General features: G+C 72.6%; 16 protein-coding genes. 13 read left to right on the top strand and 3 right to left on the bottom strand.

Annotated elements, in window-relative coordinates:
- Positions 1-113: 113 nt before the first annotated feature.
- Positions 114-1316 (top strand): bifunctional adenosylcobinamide kinase/adenosylcobinamide-phosphate guanylyltransferase, encoded by a 1203-nt coding sequence (locus tag ACIQPR_RS43980; RefSeq protein WP_403661579.1) that lies wholly within the window; start codon positions 114-116, stop codon positions 1314-1316.
- 208 nt (positions 1317-1524) lie between these two features.
- Here ACIQPR_RS43980 and ACIQPR_RS43975 read toward each other — a convergent pair whose 3' ends face one another.
- On the bottom strand, positions 1525-2049 hold the full coding sequence (locus tag ACIQPR_RS43975; RefSeq protein ID WP_403661576.1) for a methyltransferase domain-containing protein: 525 nt from the start codon (positions 2047-2049) through the stop codon (positions 1525-1527).
- 138 nt (positions 2050-2187) lie between these two features.
- Between ACIQPR_RS43975 and cobT the strand changes: the two genes are divergently transcribed.
- From cobT to ACIQPR_RS43960, 3 genes are all read left to right on the top strand, one after another.
- Positions 2188-3285: a nicotinate-nucleotide--dimethylbenzimidazole phosphoribosyltransferase gene (cobT, locus tag ACIQPR_RS43970; protein ID WP_403661573.1), complete on the top strand. Its 1098-nt coding sequence runs from the start codon at positions 2188-2190 to the stop codon at positions 3283-3285.
- Positions 3286-3400: 115 nt separating this feature from the next.
- Positions 3401-5167: a phosphatidylglycerol lysyltransferase domain-containing protein gene (locus ACIQPR_RS43965; RefSeq protein WP_403661570.1), complete on the top strand. Its 1767-nt coding sequence runs from the start codon at positions 3401-3403 to the stop codon at positions 5165-5167.
- On the top strand, positions 5164-5826 hold the full coding sequence (locus ACIQPR_RS43960; protein ID WP_403661568.1) for a hypothetical protein: 663 nt from the start codon (positions 5164-5166) through the stop codon (positions 5824-5826). The genes ACIQPR_RS43965 and ACIQPR_RS43960 overlap by 4 nt, the downstream gene beginning before the upstream one ends.
- A 358-nt stretch (positions 5827-6184) precedes the next feature.
- Here the strand turns inward: ACIQPR_RS43960 and ACIQPR_RS43955 are convergent, their stop codons facing one another.
- A complete protein-coding gene (locus ACIQPR_RS43955) occupies positions 6185-6952 on the bottom strand; it encodes a hypothetical protein (protein ID WP_403661565.1) in 768 nt (255 codons plus the stop codon).
- A gap of 60 nt (positions 6953-7012) precedes the next feature.
- On the opposite strand from ACIQPR_RS43955, the gene ACIQPR_RS43950 reads away from it, so the two are divergent.
- From ACIQPR_RS43950 to sucB, 4 genes are all read left to right on the top strand, one after another.
- Positions 7013-7798, top strand: coding sequence for an adenosylcobinamide-GDP ribazoletransferase (locus ACIQPR_RS43950; RefSeq protein ID WP_403661562.1), 786 nt, complete (start codon positions 7013-7015; stop codon positions 7796-7798).
- 263 nt (positions 7799-8061) lie between these two features.
- On the top strand, positions 8062-9579 hold the full coding sequence (locus tag ACIQPR_RS43945) for a leucyl aminopeptidase (protein ID WP_403661560.1): 1518 nt from the start codon (positions 8062-8064) through the stop codon (positions 9577-9579).
- A gap of 326 nt (positions 9580-9905) precedes the next feature.
- On the top strand, positions 9906-11294 hold the full coding sequence (lpdA, locus tag ACIQPR_RS43940) for a dihydrolipoyl dehydrogenase (RefSeq protein WP_403661558.1): 1389 nt from the start codon (positions 9906-9908) through the stop codon (positions 11292-11294).
- 57 nt (positions 11295-11351) lie between these two features.
- Positions 11352-13166: a 2-oxoglutarate dehydrogenase, E2 component, dihydrolipoamide succinyltransferase gene (gene sucB, locus ACIQPR_RS43935; protein ID WP_403661555.1), complete on the top strand. Its 1815-nt coding sequence runs from the start codon at positions 11352-11354 to the stop codon at positions 13164-13166.
- Between the two features lie 66 nt (positions 13167-13232).
- On the opposite strand, the gene ACIQPR_RS43930 is transcribed toward sucB, so the two are convergent.
- Complete coding sequence (locus tag ACIQPR_RS43930; RefSeq protein ID WP_403661552.1) at positions 13233-13853, bottom strand: hypothetical protein; 621 nt, start codon at positions 13851-13853, stop codon at positions 13233-13235.
- A 248-nt stretch (positions 13854-14101) separates the two neighbouring features.
- Between ACIQPR_RS43930 and ACIQPR_RS43925 the strand changes: the two genes are divergently transcribed.
- The 5 genes from ACIQPR_RS43925 (at position 14102) to ACIQPR_RS43905 (ending at position 19994) form a co-directional block, all read left to right on the top strand.
- Positions 14102-14725, top strand: coding sequence for a GntR family transcriptional regulator (locus ACIQPR_RS43925; protein ID WP_403661549.1), 624 nt, complete (start codon positions 14102-14104; stop codon positions 14723-14725).
- 319 nt (positions 14726-15044) lie between these two features.
- Positions 15045-17756: a pyruvate dehydrogenase (acetyl-transferring), homodimeric type gene (gene aceE, locus ACIQPR_RS43920; RefSeq protein ID WP_403661546.1), complete on the top strand. Its 2712-nt coding sequence runs from the start codon at positions 15045-15047 to the stop codon at positions 17754-17756.
- Positions 17757-17828: 72 nt separating this feature from the next.
- Positions 17829-18809 (top strand): helix-turn-helix transcriptional regulator, encoded by a 981-nt coding sequence (locus ACIQPR_RS43915; RefSeq protein ID WP_403661544.1) that lies wholly within the window; start codon positions 17829-17831, stop codon positions 18807-18809.
- 78 nt (positions 18810-18887) lie between these two features.
- Positions 18888-19409, top strand: coding sequence for a DUF4240 domain-containing protein (locus tag ACIQPR_RS43910; RefSeq protein ID WP_403661623.1), 522 nt, complete (start codon positions 18888-18890; stop codon positions 19407-19409).
- A gap of 57 nt (positions 19410-19466) precedes the next feature.
- Entirely contained in the window at positions 19467-19994 is a 528-nt protein-coding gene (locus ACIQPR_RS43905) for a carboxymuconolactone decarboxylase family protein (protein WP_403661541.1), read from the top strand.
- The last annotated feature ends 32 nt before the right edge of the window (positions 19995-20026 follow it).

Raw genomic sequence — 20026 nt, 5'->3', positions numbered from 1 at the left:
TACGCCTCCAAGGTCTCAGCGCATGCAGAGCAGAAGCCGGATCTTGGTCCGGCTTCTGCCGAGAAGCCTAGTCGGATGCGCAACACCTGGTCAGACGCGCGAAAATCGACACCGTGGAACTCACTCTGCTCGGCACCGGTGCCCCCGCTGGACTCCCCCGCTCCGACTGCCCCTGCGCGGCCTGCGCCGTGTCGCTCGGGGCGGATGCTCGGGCGGCCACCGCCGTGCTCGTGGACGGGACGCTGCTGCTCGATCTGACGCCGGGCGCGGCCTTCGCCGCCGCGCGGGCCGGGCACTCGCTGGGGGGCGTACGGCAGGTGCTGCTGTCGCATCCGCACGACGGGCCCGCCGTCGAGGTGCCGGTGGGGCTGCCGCAGCCGGGGCGGGTGCCGGACGGGCGGGAGCTGGCGCTGCTGACCGGGCACCGGGTGCGGGCCGTGGCGATGGACGCGCCCGGCACCGGGTACGCCGTCACCGGCCCGGACGGGCAGCGGGCGCTGTATCTGCCGCCCGGGGCCGCTCCGGCCGGGCTGGAGGAGGGGGCCGTCGAGTCGTACGACATGGTGCTCGCCGATGTGGTGGGGCGGCCGGACGCGCTGGCCAAGCTGCGGGCGGTCGGCGCGGTGGGGCCCGCGACCGATGTGGTCGCCGTGCATCTCGACCACGACGTGCCGCCGGGCGCGGAGTTGCGGCGGCGGCTGGCCGCCGTGGGGGCGCGGGCCGTGCCGGACGGGTCGACGCTGACCGTGGGGGTCTACGAGGACGTGCCCGACGTGCCCCGGCGCACCCTGGTCCTGGGCGGGGCGCGGTCCGGGAAGTCGGTCGAGGCCGAACGGCGGCTGGAGGCCTTTCCCGACGTGCTGTACGTCGCCACGGGCGGCTCGCGCAACGGGGACACCGAGTGGGCCTCCCGGGTCTCCGCGCACCGGGAGCGGCGGCCGGGTTCGTGGCGTACGGCGGAGACCTGCGACCTGGTGCCGCTGCTGGCGGAGGACGGGCCGCCGCTGCTGATCGACTGTCTGTCGCTGTGGCTGACGGACGCGATGGACTCCGTGGGGGCGTGGGACGACACGGAGTGGGGGGACGGCGGGGAGAAGCGACTGCGGGAGCGGGTACGGGAGTTGACCGCCGCCGTGCGGGCCACCCGGCGCACCCTGGTCGCCGTGTCGAACGAGGTCGGCTCGGGAATCGTCCCGGCGACCGCGTCCGGGCGCCGCTACCGCGACGAACTCGGGCGGCTGAACGCAGCGGTCGGCGGCGAGTGCGAGCACGTCCTGCTGGTGGTGGCGGGCCAGGCGCTCGCGCTGCGCGGATAGGTCGTGTCCGCGAAGTCCCGTCGTTCGCCCGGAGGGCGGGCCTCGCGGCGTCCGGTGCGTGCGCCGGGGTCCCCTCCGGCCGGAGGCTGGGGCGCGCCGCGGCGAGCGGGCGTGCCGGGCGTCGCGAGGCGGGCGGGACTGCGCGGACACGGCCTGGTGCCTGCCGGCGAGGTCCCGCCCGGCGCTGCGCGGTGCGCCATGGGTTGCGCTACGCCTTGCGCTGCGCCTTGCGCGCGATGAGTCGGCGAGGGGGCGGCAGGCGGTCCTGGAGGGCTCGGGGTTCGGTGACGAACTCGCAGTCCTGGGAGTCCAGTTGCGTGCGCAGGTCGTCGGAGCCGGCCTCCACGAGGAGGAGGCCGCCGGGGCGCAGGACCGTGAGGGCCGCGTGGAGTTCGGCGGCGGGGTCGGGGGCGGGGGTGCGGTCGCGGAGGAGGGTGACGACGTCGTAGCGGGCGTGCAGGGCCGAGGTGATGTGCGGGTCGGTGAGGTGGCCGGCGTAGGCCTCCTCGACGCGTTCGGCGGCGCGGGCCCGGACCACCCGGGGGGTGGGGTCGACGCCGTCGAAGGACGTGTACGGGAAGAGTTCCTTCGCGCACGCGGGGAAGCGGGCGTCGCCCGTGCCGACGTCGAGCCAGCTCTCCGGTTCGGGGAGCAGGCGCAGGATCGCGCGGGCCAGGGTCCGGTGACGGCGTCGCTCGTCGAGGGCGCTGACGCGGGTGCGCAGGCTGTTCATGGACGGCTCCCGAGGACGTACGACAATACGGTGCAAAACGATACGTACGGGATCTCGATCTTCGAGGCAAGGACGTCCCGGGGGCGTGGTGACCATGTGGCTCCGTGGCGTTCGATCGCTGCCGGTACTGTTCGGCGAATGAGCTCGCTTAATCTCGACGACTTCACCGATCTGATCGAGCGCCCCGACGGCGGTGTGCGCCGTGACGCCGAGGCGCGGCGTGAACGTCAGATCGTGCCGCCCGGGGCGCTGGGCCGACTCGACGACCTGGGTGAGTGGCTGGCGGCGGCGCAGTCCTCCGTGCCGGTACGGCCGGTCGAACGGCCCCGGGTGGTGCTCTTCGCGGGCGACCACGGCATCGCCGAACTCGGCGTGTCGGCCCGGCCGGCGGGCAGCGCCGGGGAGTTGGTGCGCTCGGCGCTGGAGGGCGGCAGCCCGGCCGCGGTGCTCGCCCGGCGGCTCGGGGTGCCGGTGCGGATCGTGGACATGGCCCTGGACTGCGAGCCCGGCGCGCTGCCCGACGAGATCGTGAAGCACCGCGTACGGCGGGGCAGCGGGCGGATCGACATCGAGGACGCGCTGACCCTGGAGGAGGCGACGGCCGCGTTCGAGGCCGGTGTCGCGGTCGCGAACGAGGAGGCCGACTCCGGTACGGATCTGGTGGTGCTCGGCGATGTGAGCGTCGGCGGTACGACCCCGGCCTCCGTGCTGATCGCCGCGCTGTGCGGCACCGACGCGTCCGTGGTCACCGGGCGGGGCGGCCTCGCCATCGACGACCTGGCGTGGATGCGCAAGTGCGCGGCGATCCGGGACGCGCTGCGCCGGGCCCGGCCGGTGCTGGGCGACCAGTTGCAGCTGCTGGCGACGGTGGGCGGGGCCGATCTCGCCGCGATGACCGGGTTCCTGCTCCAGAGCGCCGTACGGAAGCTGCCGGTGATCCTGGACGGGGTCGTGGCCGCCGCCTGCGCGCTGGTGGGGCAGCGGGTCGCGTTCCGGGCGCCGGACTGGTGGCTGGCCGGGCAGAGCAGCGGGGAGCCGGGGCAGGCGAAGGCGCTGGACCGGATGGCGCTGGAGCCGCTGCTCGACCACGGGGTGACGGTCGGTGAGGGCGCGGGCGCGCTGCTCGCGCTGCCGCTGGTGCAGGCCGCGGCGGCGCTCGCGGCCGAACTCCCGCTCAGGCCGGAGGAACCGGCCGAGGCGACGGAGACCGAAGAGGCCGAGAAGCCCGAGGAGTGACCGGGGATCGACCGGGGTGTGATCCGAGGAGAGATCCCAGGAGTGATCCGAGTGTGATCATTGCGGCGACGGAAAAGAAACGTTCGCCGCAACAACACCCATATGATCCTCCTTCATGGGAGATGTCCGGGTCGGGCCCGCACAAGAACGTCACAGCTCAGGCGCCTCGCGGCGGTCCGCGGCCTTCGCCGTCTGGTATCTGCGGGCCGTCGCGTTCATCAACTTCCTCAGCGCGGCCTGGGTTTCGCTGGGGCAGGACGTACGACGGCACAACCAGGAGAACTTCTTCACGCCGTACCTGCTGACGGCCGGTTTCGCGTCCGGGGTGTTCACGGCGTTCCTCGCCATCACGATGCGGCGCCGCAAACGCGCCGCGTGGATCCTGAATCTGGTGGTCAGCGGGCTGTTCCTGGCGCTGTTCGGGTTCGCGATGTCGTTCGAGGAGATCCGCCAGTACGCGCAGAACTGGATCTCCCTGGTCCTGACCGCGGCCTTCGTCGCCGCGCTGCTGGTGGGGCGCCGGGAGTTCTACGCCAAGGGCGACCGGTCCAACCCCCGGCTCGCCGCGGTCGTCGCGGTCGGCGGCACGCTGGCCGCCTCGCTGCTGGCCGCGCTGCTGGTGACGGTCACCAACCAGGCGCACGACGCGTCCCGTTCGACGTTCCTGGAGCGCTGGCACTACGGCTCGTTCCGGCTGGTGTCCATCTCCGCCCCGGAGAACCGCTTCCCCGGGATCTGGACCCCGAACTGGGCCAACGTCACCATCAACGTGCTCAGCACGGTCCTGGTCCTCGCGGTCTTCTACGCCGCGTTCCGCTCCCGGCGCGCCGTCGACCCGCTCACCGAGGACGACGAGAAGAAGCTGCGGGCGCTGCTGGACCGGCAGGGCGAGCGGGACTCGCTCGGCTACTTCGCGCTGCGCCGGGAGAAGAGCGTGGTGTGGTCGCCGACCGGCAAGGCGGCCGTCGCGTACCGGGTCGTGGGCGGGGTCTCGCTGGCGTCCGGCGACCCGATCGGCGACCCGGAGGCATGGCCCGGCGCGATCGAGCCGTGGCTCGCGGAGGCCCGCGCGCACGGATGGATTCCGGCCGTGATGGGCGCGAGCGAGGAGGCGGGCACCGTCTACGCGCGGCACGGCCTCGACGCCCTCGAACTCGGGGACGAAGCCCTCGTCGAGGTCGCCGAGTTCACGTTGGAGGGGCGTGCCATGCGGACCGTCCGGCAGGCCTACAACCGGGTGAAGCGGGCCGGCTACACGGTCCGGATCCGCCGCCACGAGGACATTCCGGCCGAGGAGATGGCGTACCTCCTGAAGCGGGCCGACGACTGGCGGGACGGGGCGACCGAGCGCGGCTTCAGCATGGCGCTCGGGCGGCTCGGGGACCCCGACGACGGGCAGTGCGTGATGCTCGAATGCACCGACGGGGAGGGCGAGTTGAGGGCGGTGCTGTCCTTCGTGCCGTGGGGTCCGCACGGACTGTCCCTCGACCTGATGCGCCGCGACCGCGACTCCGACAACGGCCTCATGGAGTTCATGGTGATCGAACTCCTGCGCCGCGCCCAGGAGATCGGGATCACTCAGGTGTCGCTCAACTTCGCCATGTTCCGCTCGGTCTTCGAGAGGGGGGCGCGGATCGGCGCCGGACCGGTGCTGCGGCTGTGGAGGTCACTCCTCAGCTTCTTCTCCCGGTGGTGGCAGATCGAGTCGCTGTACCGCGCCAACGCCAAGTACCGGCCCATCTGGGAACCCCGGTTCCTGCTCTTCGAGAAGAGCGCGGACCTGCTGCGCATCGGCCTCGCGTCGGCGCGCGCGGAAGGGTTCCTGGAAGCACCGGGACTGCCGAAGTGGCTGCACCGCAAGCACCTGGAGACGCACAGATGAACCGCCTCGCCCGCTGGGCCCGCGCCGAATGGGGACTGCTGTACGTCACCGTGCGCGAGCCGCTGCTGAAGCGGCGTTGGCGGGCGATCCCGATGACGATCGGGGCGGTACTGCTCACGGCGGCCCTCCAGTTCGTGCAGAACCGGTCGTGGGGCTATCAGTTCGTGCAGGACATGGGCGGCGTCCGGGCCGTCGACCCGCTCTGGCTGTCCCTCCTGCGCACCCCCCTCTCCCTCTTCGTCCCCGCCCTCGACCTCCCCGTGTGGGGCGCCCTGGCCCAGATCCTCTTCGTGTTCGGCATCGCGGAGATCTGCCTCGGCCGCTGGCGCACCCTGGTCATCGCCTACGCCGCGACCCTCGCCGGCACGCTCTACGCCCGCCTCGGCATCCGGCTCGGCTTCGACAACCCCTTCGGCCTGCCCGGCTCGGACCGCCTGGTCGTGGACACGGGCCCCTCGGCGGCGGTCGTCGGCCTCGCGGTGTTCGTCGCCTGGCGCTACGGCGCGTACGCGACCGCCCTCGCGGTGACCGGCGCGATGGCCGTCGAGGTCATGCTCAAGGGCAACCTCGCGGGCAAGGAACACCTGGCAGCAATCATCGCGGTGGGCCTGCTGTGCCTGACCTCGGCAGTACGACATCGACGGCTGCGGGTGCGGTAGTTGTCGGGTGGGGGGGGCGGAGCGCACCCGGGCCCGGCGACTGAGCGAGCCACCGAGCGCGGCGCGGGCCCGCTCGCGGCCGGGCGGGCATCCGCGACGGCGACTGCGCGTGCGGTAGGCACGGGCGAGGGAACCCCAGCCCAGACCCGGCGACCGCACGTGTCGTAGACGCGGCCGACAGAACGAGCCCGGCACCCGCGACTGCGTGTGCCGTAGACGCGGAGAGTGGAGCGGGCCCGGCAACTGCACGTGCCGTAGGCGCGGACGACGGAACCAGCCCAGACCCGGCGCCCGCGCCCGCCCCCGCGCCCCCACCGCCCGCCGCCCGCCGCCCGCGCCAAGCGCCGCGCCAGCCCCCTCATCGTCCGCCGGGGATCCGTGCCGGCATCGGGTCCGGCTTGCCGCCGATCCAGTCCTGGAAGGCTCGGCGGGGGCCCGCCCAGCGGCGGTCGTGGTGGTAGGCGCGGAGGGTGGAGCGGGCGCGGGCCCGGTGGCGGCGGTTGCGGTAGAAGCGTTTGGCCCAGGGGGAACCGGGGCGGGCCAGCCGGATCGCGCCGATGAGGGCGACCAGCGGGACGAGGACGCCGAACACCGCCGTGCGGGCCTTGCCCTTGCTCAGGGCGATGAGGGAGAAGAGGAAGTTGATGCCGACGCTCACGATCACGCCGGCGCGGTCGTGGAGTTCGGCGGCGGTGAGGTCGTTGACGCCGAACGGCGAGAAACCGGCGAGGACGAATCCGACCAGGGCCGCCGTGAGGACGACCGCCTCGACGCTCTTGCGGCCGGCCTCGGTCCAGTAGACGTCGTCGAGGTAGAGGATCAGCGCGAACTCGTCCAGGACCAGGCCCGCGCCGATCCCGAAGACGATCGCGAACAGCGCCGACCCGACGCCGTAGCGCGTGCTGGCCACCGCGCCGAAGCCGCCGAGCACGGAGAGGACCACGCCCGGGACGACATGGTGGATGTGCACGTCACCGGCCTTGATGTTGCCGAAGGGGCCCTTGCCCGCGCGGATCAGGCGGGTGATGACACGGGTGACGAGGAAGGTCAGGACGAAGGCGGTGAGCGCGAGGAGGAGGGGCAGTTTGCCCGGCTCGACGATGTTGCGGTGCAGCCAATGTCCCATATGGGCACTTTAGCGACGGCCGCCGGGAGCGCCCCCTCGACCGCCGGGTAACCTGCGCCGGTGTCCAAGACCCCGCCCCTCGGCAGCCTCCGCTTCGCGTTCGGCACGCTGACCGCTCTCCCGGTCAGGGTGGTCCGCTGGGACCGTGACGCCGCGCGCGCCGGGATGCTGGCCGCGCCGCTCGTGGGGGTGGTCGTCGGCGGGTGCGCGGCCGGGCTCGGGCTGCTGCTGCTGTTCCTCGGCGCGGGCCCGCTGCTCGCGGCCGTCGCCACGGTCGCCGTGCCCGCCGTCCTCACCCGGGGTCTGCATCTGGACGGGCTCGCGGACACGGCGGACGGGCTCGGCAGCGGGAAGCCCGCCGAGGACGCGCTGCGGATCATGAAGCAGTCGGACATCGGCCCGTTCGGGGTGCTCGCTCTCGTCCTCGTCCTGCTCGCCCAGGTCGCCGCGCTGGCGCAGCTCTACGGCGACTCGTGGGCGCGGGGAGCGGGCGCGGCGATCGTGTCGGCGGTGGCCGCGCGGCTCGCGTTGACCTGGGCCGCGCGGGCGGGAGTGCCCGCGGCCCGGCCGGAGGGGCTGGGGGCCGCGGTCGCGGGGGTGGTGCCGGTGGGGGGCGCGGTGGCCATGACTCTGGCCTACGTGGTGGTGTGCGCGGCGCTCGGGCCGGTCTTCGGGGGGCAGGGCAGGGTCCGGGCGGTCGTCGCCGTCCTCGTGGCGCTGGCCGTCGCCGAGCTTCTGCTGCGGCACTGCCGGCGGCGGTTCGGCGGGGTGACGGGCGACGTGTTCGGGGGGCTCGCGGAGACGGCCGCCACCGCCGCGCTCGTGGTGCTCTCGCTGGGCGGGTGAGCGCCGGTCCGGTCGTGACCGGTCACGAGGGGACCGGCGGGGGGGACACAGTGGTGGTCCCCCACGACCGGCAGCACGCGCTGCGCCGAGGCCCCCCGCGTGAACGCCCCGCCGCGCACACGCGCGTAGGCTCCGTTCTGGGCCGTCACCAGCCCCCTGTGTCCACCGCCGCCGCAGGTCGGAAATAGGGTCGGTTGCCGGGCCCGGTCGACCCACCCCGTTCGACCGAAGAAACTTCACATCGGAAGCGAGAAATCACCACTGTGACTGCTCTCACTCTCAGCACCGCCGCGGCGCCCGGCCTGCGGGCCGACGCGATCGTCATCGGTGTCGGCAAGGGCGGCAAGGGCCCGGTCGTCGCACCGGGCGCCGACGCCGTGGACAAGGCGTACGACGGCGGGCTCGCCGGCGTTCTGGAGACCCTGGGCGCCACCGGTGCCGAAGGCGAGATCACCAAGCTGCCCGCCCCGGCCGGATTCAAGACCCCGCTCGTGATCGCGGTGGGTCTCGGCAAGGAGCCCGCGAAGGGCGAGGCGTACGACGCCGAGGCGCTGCGCCGGGCCGCCGGTGTCGCCGCCCGCGCGCTGACCGGCGCCAAGAAGGCCGCCTTCGCGCTGCCCCTGGCCGACGCGGCCGACGCGGGTGTGATCGCCGAGGGCGCGCTGCTCGGCGCGTACTCCTTCGACGCGTACAAGGACAACGGCAAGGACGCCAAGGGCAAGGGCCCGCTCGGCGAGGTCGCCCTGCTCGGCGGCAAGCCCCGCGACAAGGAGTACAAGGCGGCCGTGGAGCGTGCGCTCGCGGTCACCGAGGAGCTCAACCGCGCCCGCGACCTGATCAACACCCCGCCGAACGACCTCGACCCCGAGGCCTTCGCCGCCGTCGCGCAGACCGCGGCCAAGGAGCACGGCGTCAAGGTCGAGGTGCTCGACGAGAAGGCCCTCGAAGCGGGCGGCTACGGCGGCATCCTCGGCGTCGGCGCCGGATCCGCCGCGGGTCCGCGGCTGGTGAAGCTGTCGTACACGCACGAGGCGGCGAGCAAGCACCTCGCGTTCGTCGGCAAGGGCATCACCTACGACTCGGGCGGCATCTCGCTCAAGCCGGCCGGGCACAACGAGACGATGAAGTGCGACATGAGCGGTGCGGCGGCGGTCTTCGCCGCCGTGGTCGCCGCCGCGCGGCTGGGGCTTGAGGTCAATGTGACCGGCTGGCTGGCGCTCGCCGAGAACATGCCGTCCGGTTCCGCGACCCGTCCCGGTGACGTGCTGCGCATGTACAGCGGCAAGACCGTCGAGGTCCTCAACACGGACGCCGAGGGCCGGCTCGTCCTCGCGGACGCGCTGTGGGCGGCGTCGGCGGAGAAGCCGGACGCGATCGTGGACGTGGCGACGCTGACCGGGGCGATGGTGCTGGCGCTGGGGAGCCGGACCTTCGGGGTCATGGCCAACGACGACGCGTTCCGCGCGGCGATCGTCGACGCGGCGGAGGAGGTCGGTGAGCCGTCGTGGCCGATGCCGCTGCCGGAGCACCTGCGCAAGGGCATGGACTCTCCCACGGCCGACATCGCGAACATGGGTGAGCGGATGGGCGGCGGGCTGGTCGCCGGCCTGTTCCTGCGGGAGTTCGTGGGCGAGGGCATCACCTGGGCGCACCTCGACATCGCGGGACCGGCGTTCAACGAGGGCGGCCCGTTCGGCTACACCCCCAAGGGTGGGACCGGGACCGCGGTGCGTACGTTGGTGCGGCTCGCGGAGCTGACGGCGGCCGGGGATCTGGGCTGACGTTCGCCCGATGGCTCGATGACTGAGGGGCGCGGGCGGCCGCGGGCCGGTGGTGGCCGGTCGCGCCCCGCGGCGGAGCCGCGCATCGACACGGCCCCGCGCCCCTGGGGTGTCGCACCCCGGGCGGCTCACCGACGCGCCGTCTCTCATGTGAGCGTGTGGTGTCTCACACCCCGGCCCGGCGTCTCGTTGGCCCCCGACAAGTGCGAAGATGGGCTCGGCAGGACAGGGCCCCCACCACAGGGCCGAAGAAAGAGCGGCCGGACACCAGCCGCCGCGCGGTCACTGACGACCGGCGTACGGCGCACATGCATGGAGGACGTGACGTGGCGAACGACGCCAGCACCGTTTTCGACCTAGTGATCCTCGGCGGTGGCAGTGGCGGTTACGCCGCGGCGCTGCGCGGGGCGCAGCTGGGACTGGACGTCGCCCTGATCGAGAAGGACAAGGTCGGCGGCACCTGCCTGCACCGGGGATGCATCCCCACCAAGGCCCTGCTGCACGCGGGCGAGATCGCCGACCAGGCCCGCGAGAGCGAGCAGTTCGGCGTCAAGGCCACCTTCGAGGGCATCGACGTACCGGCCGTCCACAAGTACAAGGACGGTGTCATCTCCGGCCTGTACAAGGGACTCCAGGGGCTGATCGCCTCCCGGAAGGTGCACTACATCGAGGGTGAGGGCAGGCTCTCCTCCCCCACCTCCGTCGACGTGAACGGCCAGCGCGTCCAGGGCCGCCACGTCCTGCTGGCGACCGGCTCCGTGCCGAAGTCGCTGCCGGGCCTGGAGATCGACGGCAACCGGATCATCTCCTCGGACCACGCCCTCGTCCTGGACCGCGTGCCGCAGTCCGCGATCATCCTGGGCGGCGGTGTCATCGGCGTGGAGTTCGCCTCCGCGTGGAAGTCCTTCGGCGCCGACGTGACGATCATCGAGGGCCTCAAGCACCTCGCCCCCCTTGAGGACGAGAACTCCTCCAAGCTTCTTGAGCGCGCGTTCCGCAAGCGCGGCATCAAGTTCAACCTGGGCACCTTCTTCTCGAAGGCCGAGTACACCGAGAGCGGTGTCAAGGTCACGCTCGCCGACGGCAAGGAGTTCGAGGCCGAGCTGCTGCTCGTCGCGGTCGGCCGCGGGCCCGTCTCCGCCGGTCTCGGCTACGAGGAGCAGGGCGTCGCCATGGACCGCGGCTACGTCCTGGTCGACGAGTACATGCGGACGAACGTGCCGACCATCTCCGCCGTCGGCGACCTGGTCCCCACGCTCCAGCTCGCGCACGTCGGCTTCGCCGAGGGCATCCTGGTGGCGGAGCGGCTGGCCGGTCTGAAGGCCGTCCCGATCGACTACGACGGTGTCCCCCGGGTGACGTACTGCCACCCCGAGGTCGCCTCCGTGGGCATCACCGAGGCCAAGGCCAAGGAGATCTACGGCGCCGACAAGGTCGTCGCTCTGAAGTACAACCTCGCGGGCAACGGCAAGAGCAAGATCCTCAACACCTCGGGCGAGATCAAGCTCGTCCAGGTGAAGGACGGTGCCGTGGTCGGCGTCCACATGGTCGGCGACCGCATGGGCGAGCAGGTCGGCGAAGCCCAGCTGATCTACAACTGGGAGGCGCTGCCCGCCGAGGTCGCACAGCTCATCCACGCCCACCCGACGCAGAGCGAAGCGCTCGGCGAGGCCCACCTGGCGCTGGCCGGCAAGCCTCTCCACTCCCACGACTGACCCCCTCGGTCGGACGACGACACAGACTTCCGCAATTCGTAAGGAGCAACCGAAACCATGGCGGTTTCCGTAACCCTTCCGGCGCTCGGTGAAAGCGTCACCGAGGGCACTGTCACCCGCTGGCTGAAGGCCGAGGGCGAGCGCGTCGAGGCCGACGAGCCGCTGCTGGAGGTGTCGACCGACAAGGTCGACACCGAGATCCCCTCGCCCGTAGCCGGTGTCCTGGCCTCCATCAAGGTGGCCGAGGACGAGACCGTCGAGGTCGGCGCCGAACTGGCCGTGATCGACGACGGCACCGGCGCTCCCGCCGCGGCCCCCGCCCCGGCGGCCGAGCCCGCCCCCGCCGCCGCTCCGGCCCCGGCGCCCGTCGCCGAGGCCCCCGCGGCTCCGGCGCCCGCCCCGGCCGCCCCGGCCCCCGCCGCCGCCGCTCCGGCGGGCGGCGCCTCCGGTACCGACGTCGTGCTGCCCGCACTGGGCGAGTCGGTCACCGAGGGCACCGTCACCCGCTGGCTGAAGGAGGTCGGCGAGGAGGTCGCGGAGGACGAGCCCCTCCTTGAGGTCTCCACCGACAAGGTCGACACCGAGATCCCCTCGCCGGTCGCCGGCGTGCTGCTGGAGATCCTGGTCGGCGAGGACGAGACCGCCGAGGTCGGCGCCAAGCTCGCCGTCGTCGGCGCCCCGGGTGCCGCTCCGGCGGCTGCCCCGGCTCCGGCCGCCCCGGCTCCGGCTCCGGCGGCTGCCGCCCCGGCCGCCCCCGCGGCCCCGGCTCCCGCGCCGGTCGCACCCCCGGCCCCCGCCCCGGCTCCGGCGCCCGCTCCGGTCGCCGCGGCTCCGGCTCCGGTCGCTCCCGCCGCCCCGGCCCCCGCGCCGGTCGCGGCTCCGGCTCCGGTGGCCCCGGCCGCTCCGGCGCCCGCCGCCGCGCAGGCCTCGGACGACGGCGCCTACGTGACCCCGCTGGTGCGCAAGCTCGCCGCCGAGAACAGCGTCGACCTGTCCACCGTCAAGGGCACCGGCGTCGGCGGCCGTATCCGCAAGCAGGACGTCCTCGCCGCCGCCGAGGCCGCGAAGGCCGCCGCCGCCGCTCCGGCTCCCGTGGCCGCCGCGGCCCCGGCCGCCACCGCGAGGAAGACGCCGACGCTGGAGGCCTCTCCCCTCCGCGGCCAGACCGTGAAGATGCCCCGCATCCGCAAGGTCATCGGCGACAACATGGTCAAGGCGCTGCACGAGCAGGCTCAGCTGTCCTCGGTCGTCGAGGTCGACGTCACGCGGCTGATGCGGCTGCGCGGCCAGGCGAAGGACTCCTTCGCGGCCCGTGAGGGCGTCAAGCTCTCCCCGATGCCGTTCTTCGTGAAGGCGGCGGCCCAGGCGCTGAAGGCCCACCCGGCCATCAACGCCCGGATCAACGTCGAGGACGGCACGATCACCTACTTCGACACCGAGAACGTCGGTATCGCGGTGGACTCCGAGAAGGGCCTGATGACCCCGGTCATCAAGCACGCGGGCGACCTGAACATCGCCGGTATCGCCAAGGCCACCGCCGAGCTGGCGGGCAAGGTCCGGGCGAACAAGATCACCCCGGACGAGCTGTCCGGCGCGACCTTCACCATCTCCAACACCGGTTCGCGCGGCGCGCTCTTCGACACGATCATCGTGCCCCCGAACCAGGTCGCGATCCTCGGCATCGGCGCCACGGTCAAGCGCCCGGCCGTCATCGAGACGGAGGAGGGCACGGTCATCGGCGTCCGCGACATGACGTACCTGACCCTCTCCTACGACCACCGCCTGGTGGACGGCGCCGACGCGGCCCGTTACCTGACGGCCGTCAAGGCGATCCTGGAGGCGGGCGAGTTCGAGGTCGAACTCGGCCTGTAACCAGGGCAGTCGTCGTGTCGCGGTGCCCCCGTCCGGATCTCTCCGGGCGGGGGCACCGCGCGTTTCCTACAGCGTCCGGTCGCTCCACAGCACCAGCGTCTCCACCCACACGTTCGGGATGTAGAGCCTGGGCGCGGGCGTCAGATGCCGGGTGCGGTACGCGCGCAGCACGTCGTACGTGGCGTCCAGGCAGTCCCGTGAGGTGAGTTCCCCGGTCCTCGGGTCGACACCGACGAGGAAGCCGCGCCGCTCGACCTGCCGGACCATGGCCCGCGCCGCCGTCACGTCACTGGTCGAGGATCCGGTGCAGCGGTACCGGCTGTACTCGCCCCGGGTCATCCGGCCGAGCATCCGGGCGTACGATCCCGTCGTGTGCCAGGCGCCGATGTCGCCGCCCGGCGGGGTGTACAGCCTGTTGCTCGGGTTCTCGACGGCGCCGTACTCCCAGGTGTCCGTGCCGGTGACGCGGAAGCCCCAGCCGACGTGGCCCAGCTTCTGCGCGCCGTCCGGTTTCACGAAGACGCAGGCGGCGCCGGCCGCGGTCCCGGTCATGGTCCGGAGCTGTGAGCCGGTGACCCCGGCCGCGTGCGAGGGCGTCGGACGGCACCCCGCCACGCCCACCACCAGCGCGGCGACGGTCATCAGCCCGAGTCCCGTCCTCCGCAGCAGTCCACTGTTCATCGCCATCCCCCGATGCGCCGAGGGGTACCTCCTGCGGGACCCCTGCTGAAGGCCACACCGCGCGGGGCCGGGTCGGTTCTGCCGGTGACACGGCGGTGACGGCTCCGCGCCGGACCCGGTACGGGTCTTTACGGAGCGCGCTGCCCCGACCGCGTGTAAGTCTCGTCTCACCTGCATGAAAGCGCCCCCGTGCGCCCCTCCCGAGCGGGCGCGCGGCCTTATCGTCTAAAGGTCAAACGCCCTAAGGAGCTCTCATGACCGCGCCCGTCGTCCACTCGCTGCGCGAACAGATCCGCGAGCACATCGTGGAGGGGATCGTCAGCGGGCGCTGGAAGCCGGGCGAGCGGATCGTGGAGCGGCGGATCGCGACCGAGCTGGAGGTCAGCCAGACGCCGGTGCGGGAGGCGCTGCGCGAGCTGGAGTCGCTGCGGCTGATCGAGTCGGCGCCGAACAAGGGCGTCCGGGTGCGGAATCTGACGGCGGCCGACCTGGAGGAGAGCTATCCGGTGCGGGCCGGCCTTGAGGCCATCGCGGCGGAGCTGGCGGCCGAGCGGCTGGCCGCGGACTGCTCGGCGCTCGAACCGCATGTGGCCGCGCTCTACGAGGCGGACCGCGCGGCGGACGGGACGGGCCAGGTCCGGCACACGGTCGGCTTCCACCGCGATCTGGTCCGGGCGGCGGGCAACTCGGTGCTGCTGCACACCTGGGAGGGCCTGGGCATCGAGGTGTTCACCGCCCTGTCGATCCGTTGGCTCGGGACGGTCCAGCAGTCGTACGCGGAGGAGCACGAGGAGCTGGTGGCCGCGTTCCGGCGCCGGGACCCGCGGATCGCGGAGCTGGTGAAGGCGCACGTTCTGGGCTGCGCCCCGCGCCCGTGACACGACCAGGAACCGCCGGGCGCACCGCCGGGCGCAGCTCCGCGCACACCGCCGGGCACATCTGCGCGCACCCTGGCTCACCTGCGAAAACCTCGCCGGAACCCGACACCCTGTGCCGCCGCTCAAGGCACCCCGTGCCGACTTTCTCGTAATCAAGATATTTTGCCCGGGAACCTTTGATCGATCATCGATCAGGGAGTTACAGTCACCGACGGGCTCCTACACAGAGCCCGCCGCCCTGTCCTGCCAAAGACCAAGGGCACCCCCGACATCCCCTTGCCGACGAGGGAACCCCCCTTCGACTGAGGAAGGCGGCGTTATGACCGACCCCTACGCCATCCAGCCGAGCGAACTCGACCAGCTCCCGGACCGCGACCCCGAGGAGACCGCCGAATGGCAGGCCTCCCTGGACGCCGTGACGAAGGCTGCCGGCCCGCACCGTGCCGCGTACCTGATGCGCCGCACACTGGAGCGCGCGGAGGGCAACGGCATCGCGCTGCCCAAACTGCTTGAGACGGACTACGTCAACACCATCCCGACCGCCGCCGAGCCGTCCGCGCCCGGCGACGAGGAGATGGAGCGCCGGATCACCGCGTGGAACCGCTGGAACGCGGCGGCCATGGTGACCCGGGGCGCGAAACACGGCGTCGGCGGCCACATCGCCACCTTCGCCTCGGCGGCCTGGCTGTACGAGACCGGCTTCAACCACTTCTTCAAGGGCAAGGAGTCCCAGGAAGCGCCGGGCTCGGGCGACCAGCTCTACATCCAGGGCCACGCCTCCCCCGGCATCTACGCCCGCGCCTTCCTCGACGGCCGCCTCACCGAGGCGCACCTCGACAACTTCCGCCAGGAGGCGGGCGGTGACGGCCTCCCGTCGTACCCGCACCCGCGCCGGCTGCCCTGGCTGTGGGAGTTCCCCACGGTGTCGATGGGCCTCGGCCCGCTCTCCGCGATCTACCAGGCGCGCTTCAACCGCTATCTGACCGCGCGCGGCATCAAGGACCTCACGTCGTCCCACGTCTGGGCCTTCCTCGGCGACGGCGAGATGGACGAGCCCGAGTCGACGGCGGCCCTGGCCCTGGCCTCCCGCGAGGGTCTGGACAACCTGACCTTCGTCATCAACTGCAACCTCCAGCGCCTCGACGGCCCGGTCCGCGCGAACTTCAAGATCGTGCAGGAGCTGGAGGCCCAGTTCCGGGGGGCCGGCTGGAACGTCGTCAAGTCCCTGTGGGGCAACGCCTGGGACGAGCTGTTCCAGCTCGACACCACGGGCGCGCTGGTCCGCCGGCTGCGCGAGGTGCCCGACGCCCAGGTGCAGACGTACCAGACGCGCGACGCGGCCTACATCCGCGAGGACTTCTTCGGCAAGGACCCGGCGCTGGTCGAGCTGGCGAAACTGCTGAGCGACGACAAGATCCTGGAGTGCTTCCACCTCTCCCGCGGCGGCCACGAGTCGCGCAAGGTCTACGCCGCGTACAAGGCGGCCGTGGAGCACAAGGGCGGCCCCACGGTCATCCTGGCGCAGACGGTCAAGGGCCACACCCTCGGTGAGGGCTTCGCGTCGAAGAACGCCAACCACCAGATGAAGAAGCTCTCGACGGACGAGTTCAAGCAGATGCGTGACCTGCTCGAACTCCCCATCAAGGACAGCGACTTCGTCGACGGGGTCGTCCCCTACGGCCACCCCGGCGCCGACTCCCCCGAGGTCCGCTACCTCCAGGAGCGCCGCGCGGCCCTCGGCGGCCCGGCCCCCGCCCGCCGTACGCACGCGCTGCCCGCGCTGCCGGCCCCCGCCGACAAGACCTTCGCGTCCTTCGACAAGGGCTCCGGCAGCCAGAACGTCGCCACCACCATGGCCTTCGTCCGTCTCGTCAAGGACCTGGTCCGCGACAAGGAGACCGGGAAGCGCTGGGTGCCGATCGTCCCGGACGAGGCGCGCACCTTCGGCATGGAGAGCCTCTTCCCGTCGCTCGGGATCTACTCCCCCAAGGGCCAGACGTACGAGCCGGTCGACCGCGACCAGCTGATGTACTACAAGGAGGCCAAGAACGGCCAGATCCTCAACGAGGGGATCACCGAGGCCGGTTCGATGGCGGACTTCATCGCCGCGTCGACGTCGTACGCGACGCACGGCGAAGCGATGATCCCCTTCTACATCTTCTACTCGATGTTCGGCTGGCAGCGCACCGCCGACCAGATGTGGCAGCTCGGCGACCAGCTCGGCCGCGGCTTCCTCGTCGGCGCGACGGCCGGCCGTACGACCCTGACGGGCGAGGGCCTCCAGCACGCGGACGGCCACTCGCCGGTGATCGCGGCGACGAACCCGGCGGCGCTGTCGTACGACCCGGCGTTCGCCTACGAGGTCGCGGCGATCGTCAAGGACGGCATCCGCCGCATGTACGGCGAGGCCGCCCCCGGCGAGGACCCGAACGTCTTCTACTACCTCACCGTCTACAACGAGCCGATCCCGCAGCCCGCGAAGCCGGCCGCGCCCGGGGTCGACGAGGGCATCGTCAAGGGCCTGTACCGCTTCAACACGGCGGAGTCGGCGGGCCTCTCGCCCGCCGCCAACGCGGCCCGCATCCAGCTCATCGGCTCCGGTACGGCGATCCACTGGGCGCTGAAGGCGCAGCGGCTGCTCGCCGAGGAGTGGGGCGTGGCGACCGATGTCTGGTCGGCCACGTCCTGGACCGAGCTGCGGCGGGACGCGCTCGACGCGGACGCGGCGCTGCTGCGCGGCGAGGAGCGGGTGCCGTACGTCCGGCAGGCGCTGCACGGGGCCGAGGGTCCGGTGCTCGCGGTCTCCGACTACATGCGGCAGGTGCCCGACCAGATCGCGCAGTGGGTCGAGCAGGACTGGTCGTCGCTGGGCGCGGACGGCTTCGGCCTCTCCGACACGCGGGACGCGGCCCGCCGTTACTTCGGCGTCGACGCGGAGTCGATCGTCGTGGCGGCGCTGGCGCAGCTGGCGCGGCGCGGCGAGGTGCAGGCGACGGCGGTCAAGGAGGCGCGGGAGCGCTACGGGCTGTAGCACCGGCTGATTCAGGTCGAGGCCCCCCGGTCGTGCCGGGGGGCCTCGACGTGTTCGTTGCATGATGGCCGCATGCGCGCTGCCCGCCTGATCAAAATGGTGCTGCTGCTCCAGTCCCGCCCTTCCATGACCGCCGCCGAACTGGCGCGCGAGCTGGAGGTGTCCGAACGGACGGTGACCCGGGACGCGCAGGCGCTGTCCGAGGCGGGTGTCCCGGTGTACGCCGAGCGCGGCCGGGCCGGCGGCTACCGGCTGATCGGCGGTTACCGGACGCGGCTGACCGGGCTCGCGCGCGGCGAGGCGGAGGCGCTGTTCCTGAGCGGTGTGCCGGGCGCGCTGCGCGAGATGGGCCTGGAGGACGCGGCGTCGGCGGCCCGGCTGAAGGTGTCCGCCGCGCTGCTGCCGTCCCTGTCGGACGCCTCCCGCGCGGCGGCCCAGCGGTTCCATCTGGACGCGCCGGGCTGGTTCACGGAGCCGAGGACGCCCGAGCTGCTGCCCGTCGTGGCGGACGCGGTGTGGGACGACCGCAGGGTGGTGGCGCGCTACCGCCGTGGGGACACCGACGTGGAACGCGAACTGGAGCCGTACGGGCTCGTCCTCAAGGCGGGTGTCTGGTACCTGTGCGCGCGGGTCGCGGCCGGTGATTCCTTCCGGGTGTACCGGATCGACCGTTTCACGGCGGTCGGCCCGGCGCCGTCCGACGGGCGCTTCACGCGCCGCCAGGACTTCGACCTCCCGGCGTTCTGGGCGGACCGCGCGGAGCAGTTCGCGCGGTCGATCCTGCGGGCGGAGGTGGTGGTACGGGTCTCCCCCGAAGGCGCGCGAAGACTGCCGTACGCCGTCGATCCCACCGCCGCGCGGGAGGCCCTGGAGCGCGCGCAGGCACCGGGCGGGGACGGGTGGGTGACGGTGACCCTGCCGGTGGAGTCCGAGGAGGTGGCCCACGGACAGCTCGCGGGGCTGGGGCCGGAGGTGGAGGTGGTGGCTCCGGCGGGTCTGCGGGAGCGGTTCGCGGCGGACGCGGCGCGGCTGGCGGCGCTCTACCGCCCATAACGATCTGCCCCACTCCAGGTGACAATCCGCCCTACTCCACGTGCGCGCCACCGGTACAGGACCGATGCTTGACCCGTGATGGACGAGACGGAGTTCTGGGAGCTGGTGGACGCCACCCGCGAGGCCGCCGAGGGCGACCCCGAGGAGCAGGCGGACCTGCTCGTGGACCGGCTGCTCCTGCTGGATCCGGAGCTGGTGCTGGACTTCGCCCGTCACTTCGAGGCCCGTTACAACCGCGCCTACACCTGGGACCTGTGGGGTGCGGCCTGGGTCCTGCTCGACGGGGCGAGCGACGACGCGTTCGACTTCTTCCGCTGCTGGCTGATCGGCCAGGGCCGCGAGGTCTACGAGGGTGCCGTGCACGACGCCGACTCGCTGGCCGACCTGATCGACGACTTCGACGACGAGATCGACGGCGACGGCGAGGAACTGGGGTACGCGGCCGACGAGGCGTACGAGCAGCTCACCGGTGCCGTCGCCCCCGACCTGGGCATTCCGCCGGCCCCCGCCGAACCGCTCGGGGCGCCGCTCGACCTGGAGAACGAGGCCGTGCTCGCGGAGCGCTTCCCGAAACTGCGGGAGAGGTTCCGGCAGGAGTGAGAGGGGTACGGCGAAGGGTGCCCGTCCGCCGGCCGACTCGATCCCTGTGAGGTCACCGTGGCCCGAATACCGTTCCCGGAGCGTTCCGCCGACGCCCTCGACCGGCTCCCCACCCCGCTGAACGCGTTCCGCATGCTCTCCCACGCCCCGGAGCTGACGGGTCCGGCGATCGACCTGGGGATGGCGGTGCTCGGGTCGTCGTTGCCGGCGCGGTTGCGCGAGGTGGTGGTGATCGCGGTGGCGGCGCGCACGGACTGCGCGTACGGGGTCGTGCAGCACCGTCCGATCGCGCTGCGCGCGGGGGTGACGGCCGATCAGCTGGACGCCCTCGTCGAACTCCGGGCGGAGGAGGCCGAGTTCGACCCGGTCGAGTCGGCGGCGCTGGCCGCGACGGAGGAACTGCTGGCCCGGCGCACCCTCACGGACGGCACATTGGGCTCCCTGCGCAAGCATTTGACGGACCGTCAGGTGGTCGAAGTGATCACGACGGTCGGCTACTACACGATGCTGGCCGGCCTCTTGAACGGCCTGGGCGTGGACATCGACCCGGTGGGCGAGCAGTACTGGGACCTGGGCCGAAGCTGACCGACACCGGAACCGACCGGCGCCGCCCGCAG

Source organism: Streptomyces sp. NPDC091280, from assembly GCF_044768565.1.
GTDB lineage: Bacteria > Actinomycetota > Actinomycetes > Streptomycetales > Streptomycetaceae > Streptomyces.
The sequence above is the reverse complement of the archived record's forward strand: the minus strand, read 5'-3'. Positions and strand labels throughout refer to the sequence as shown.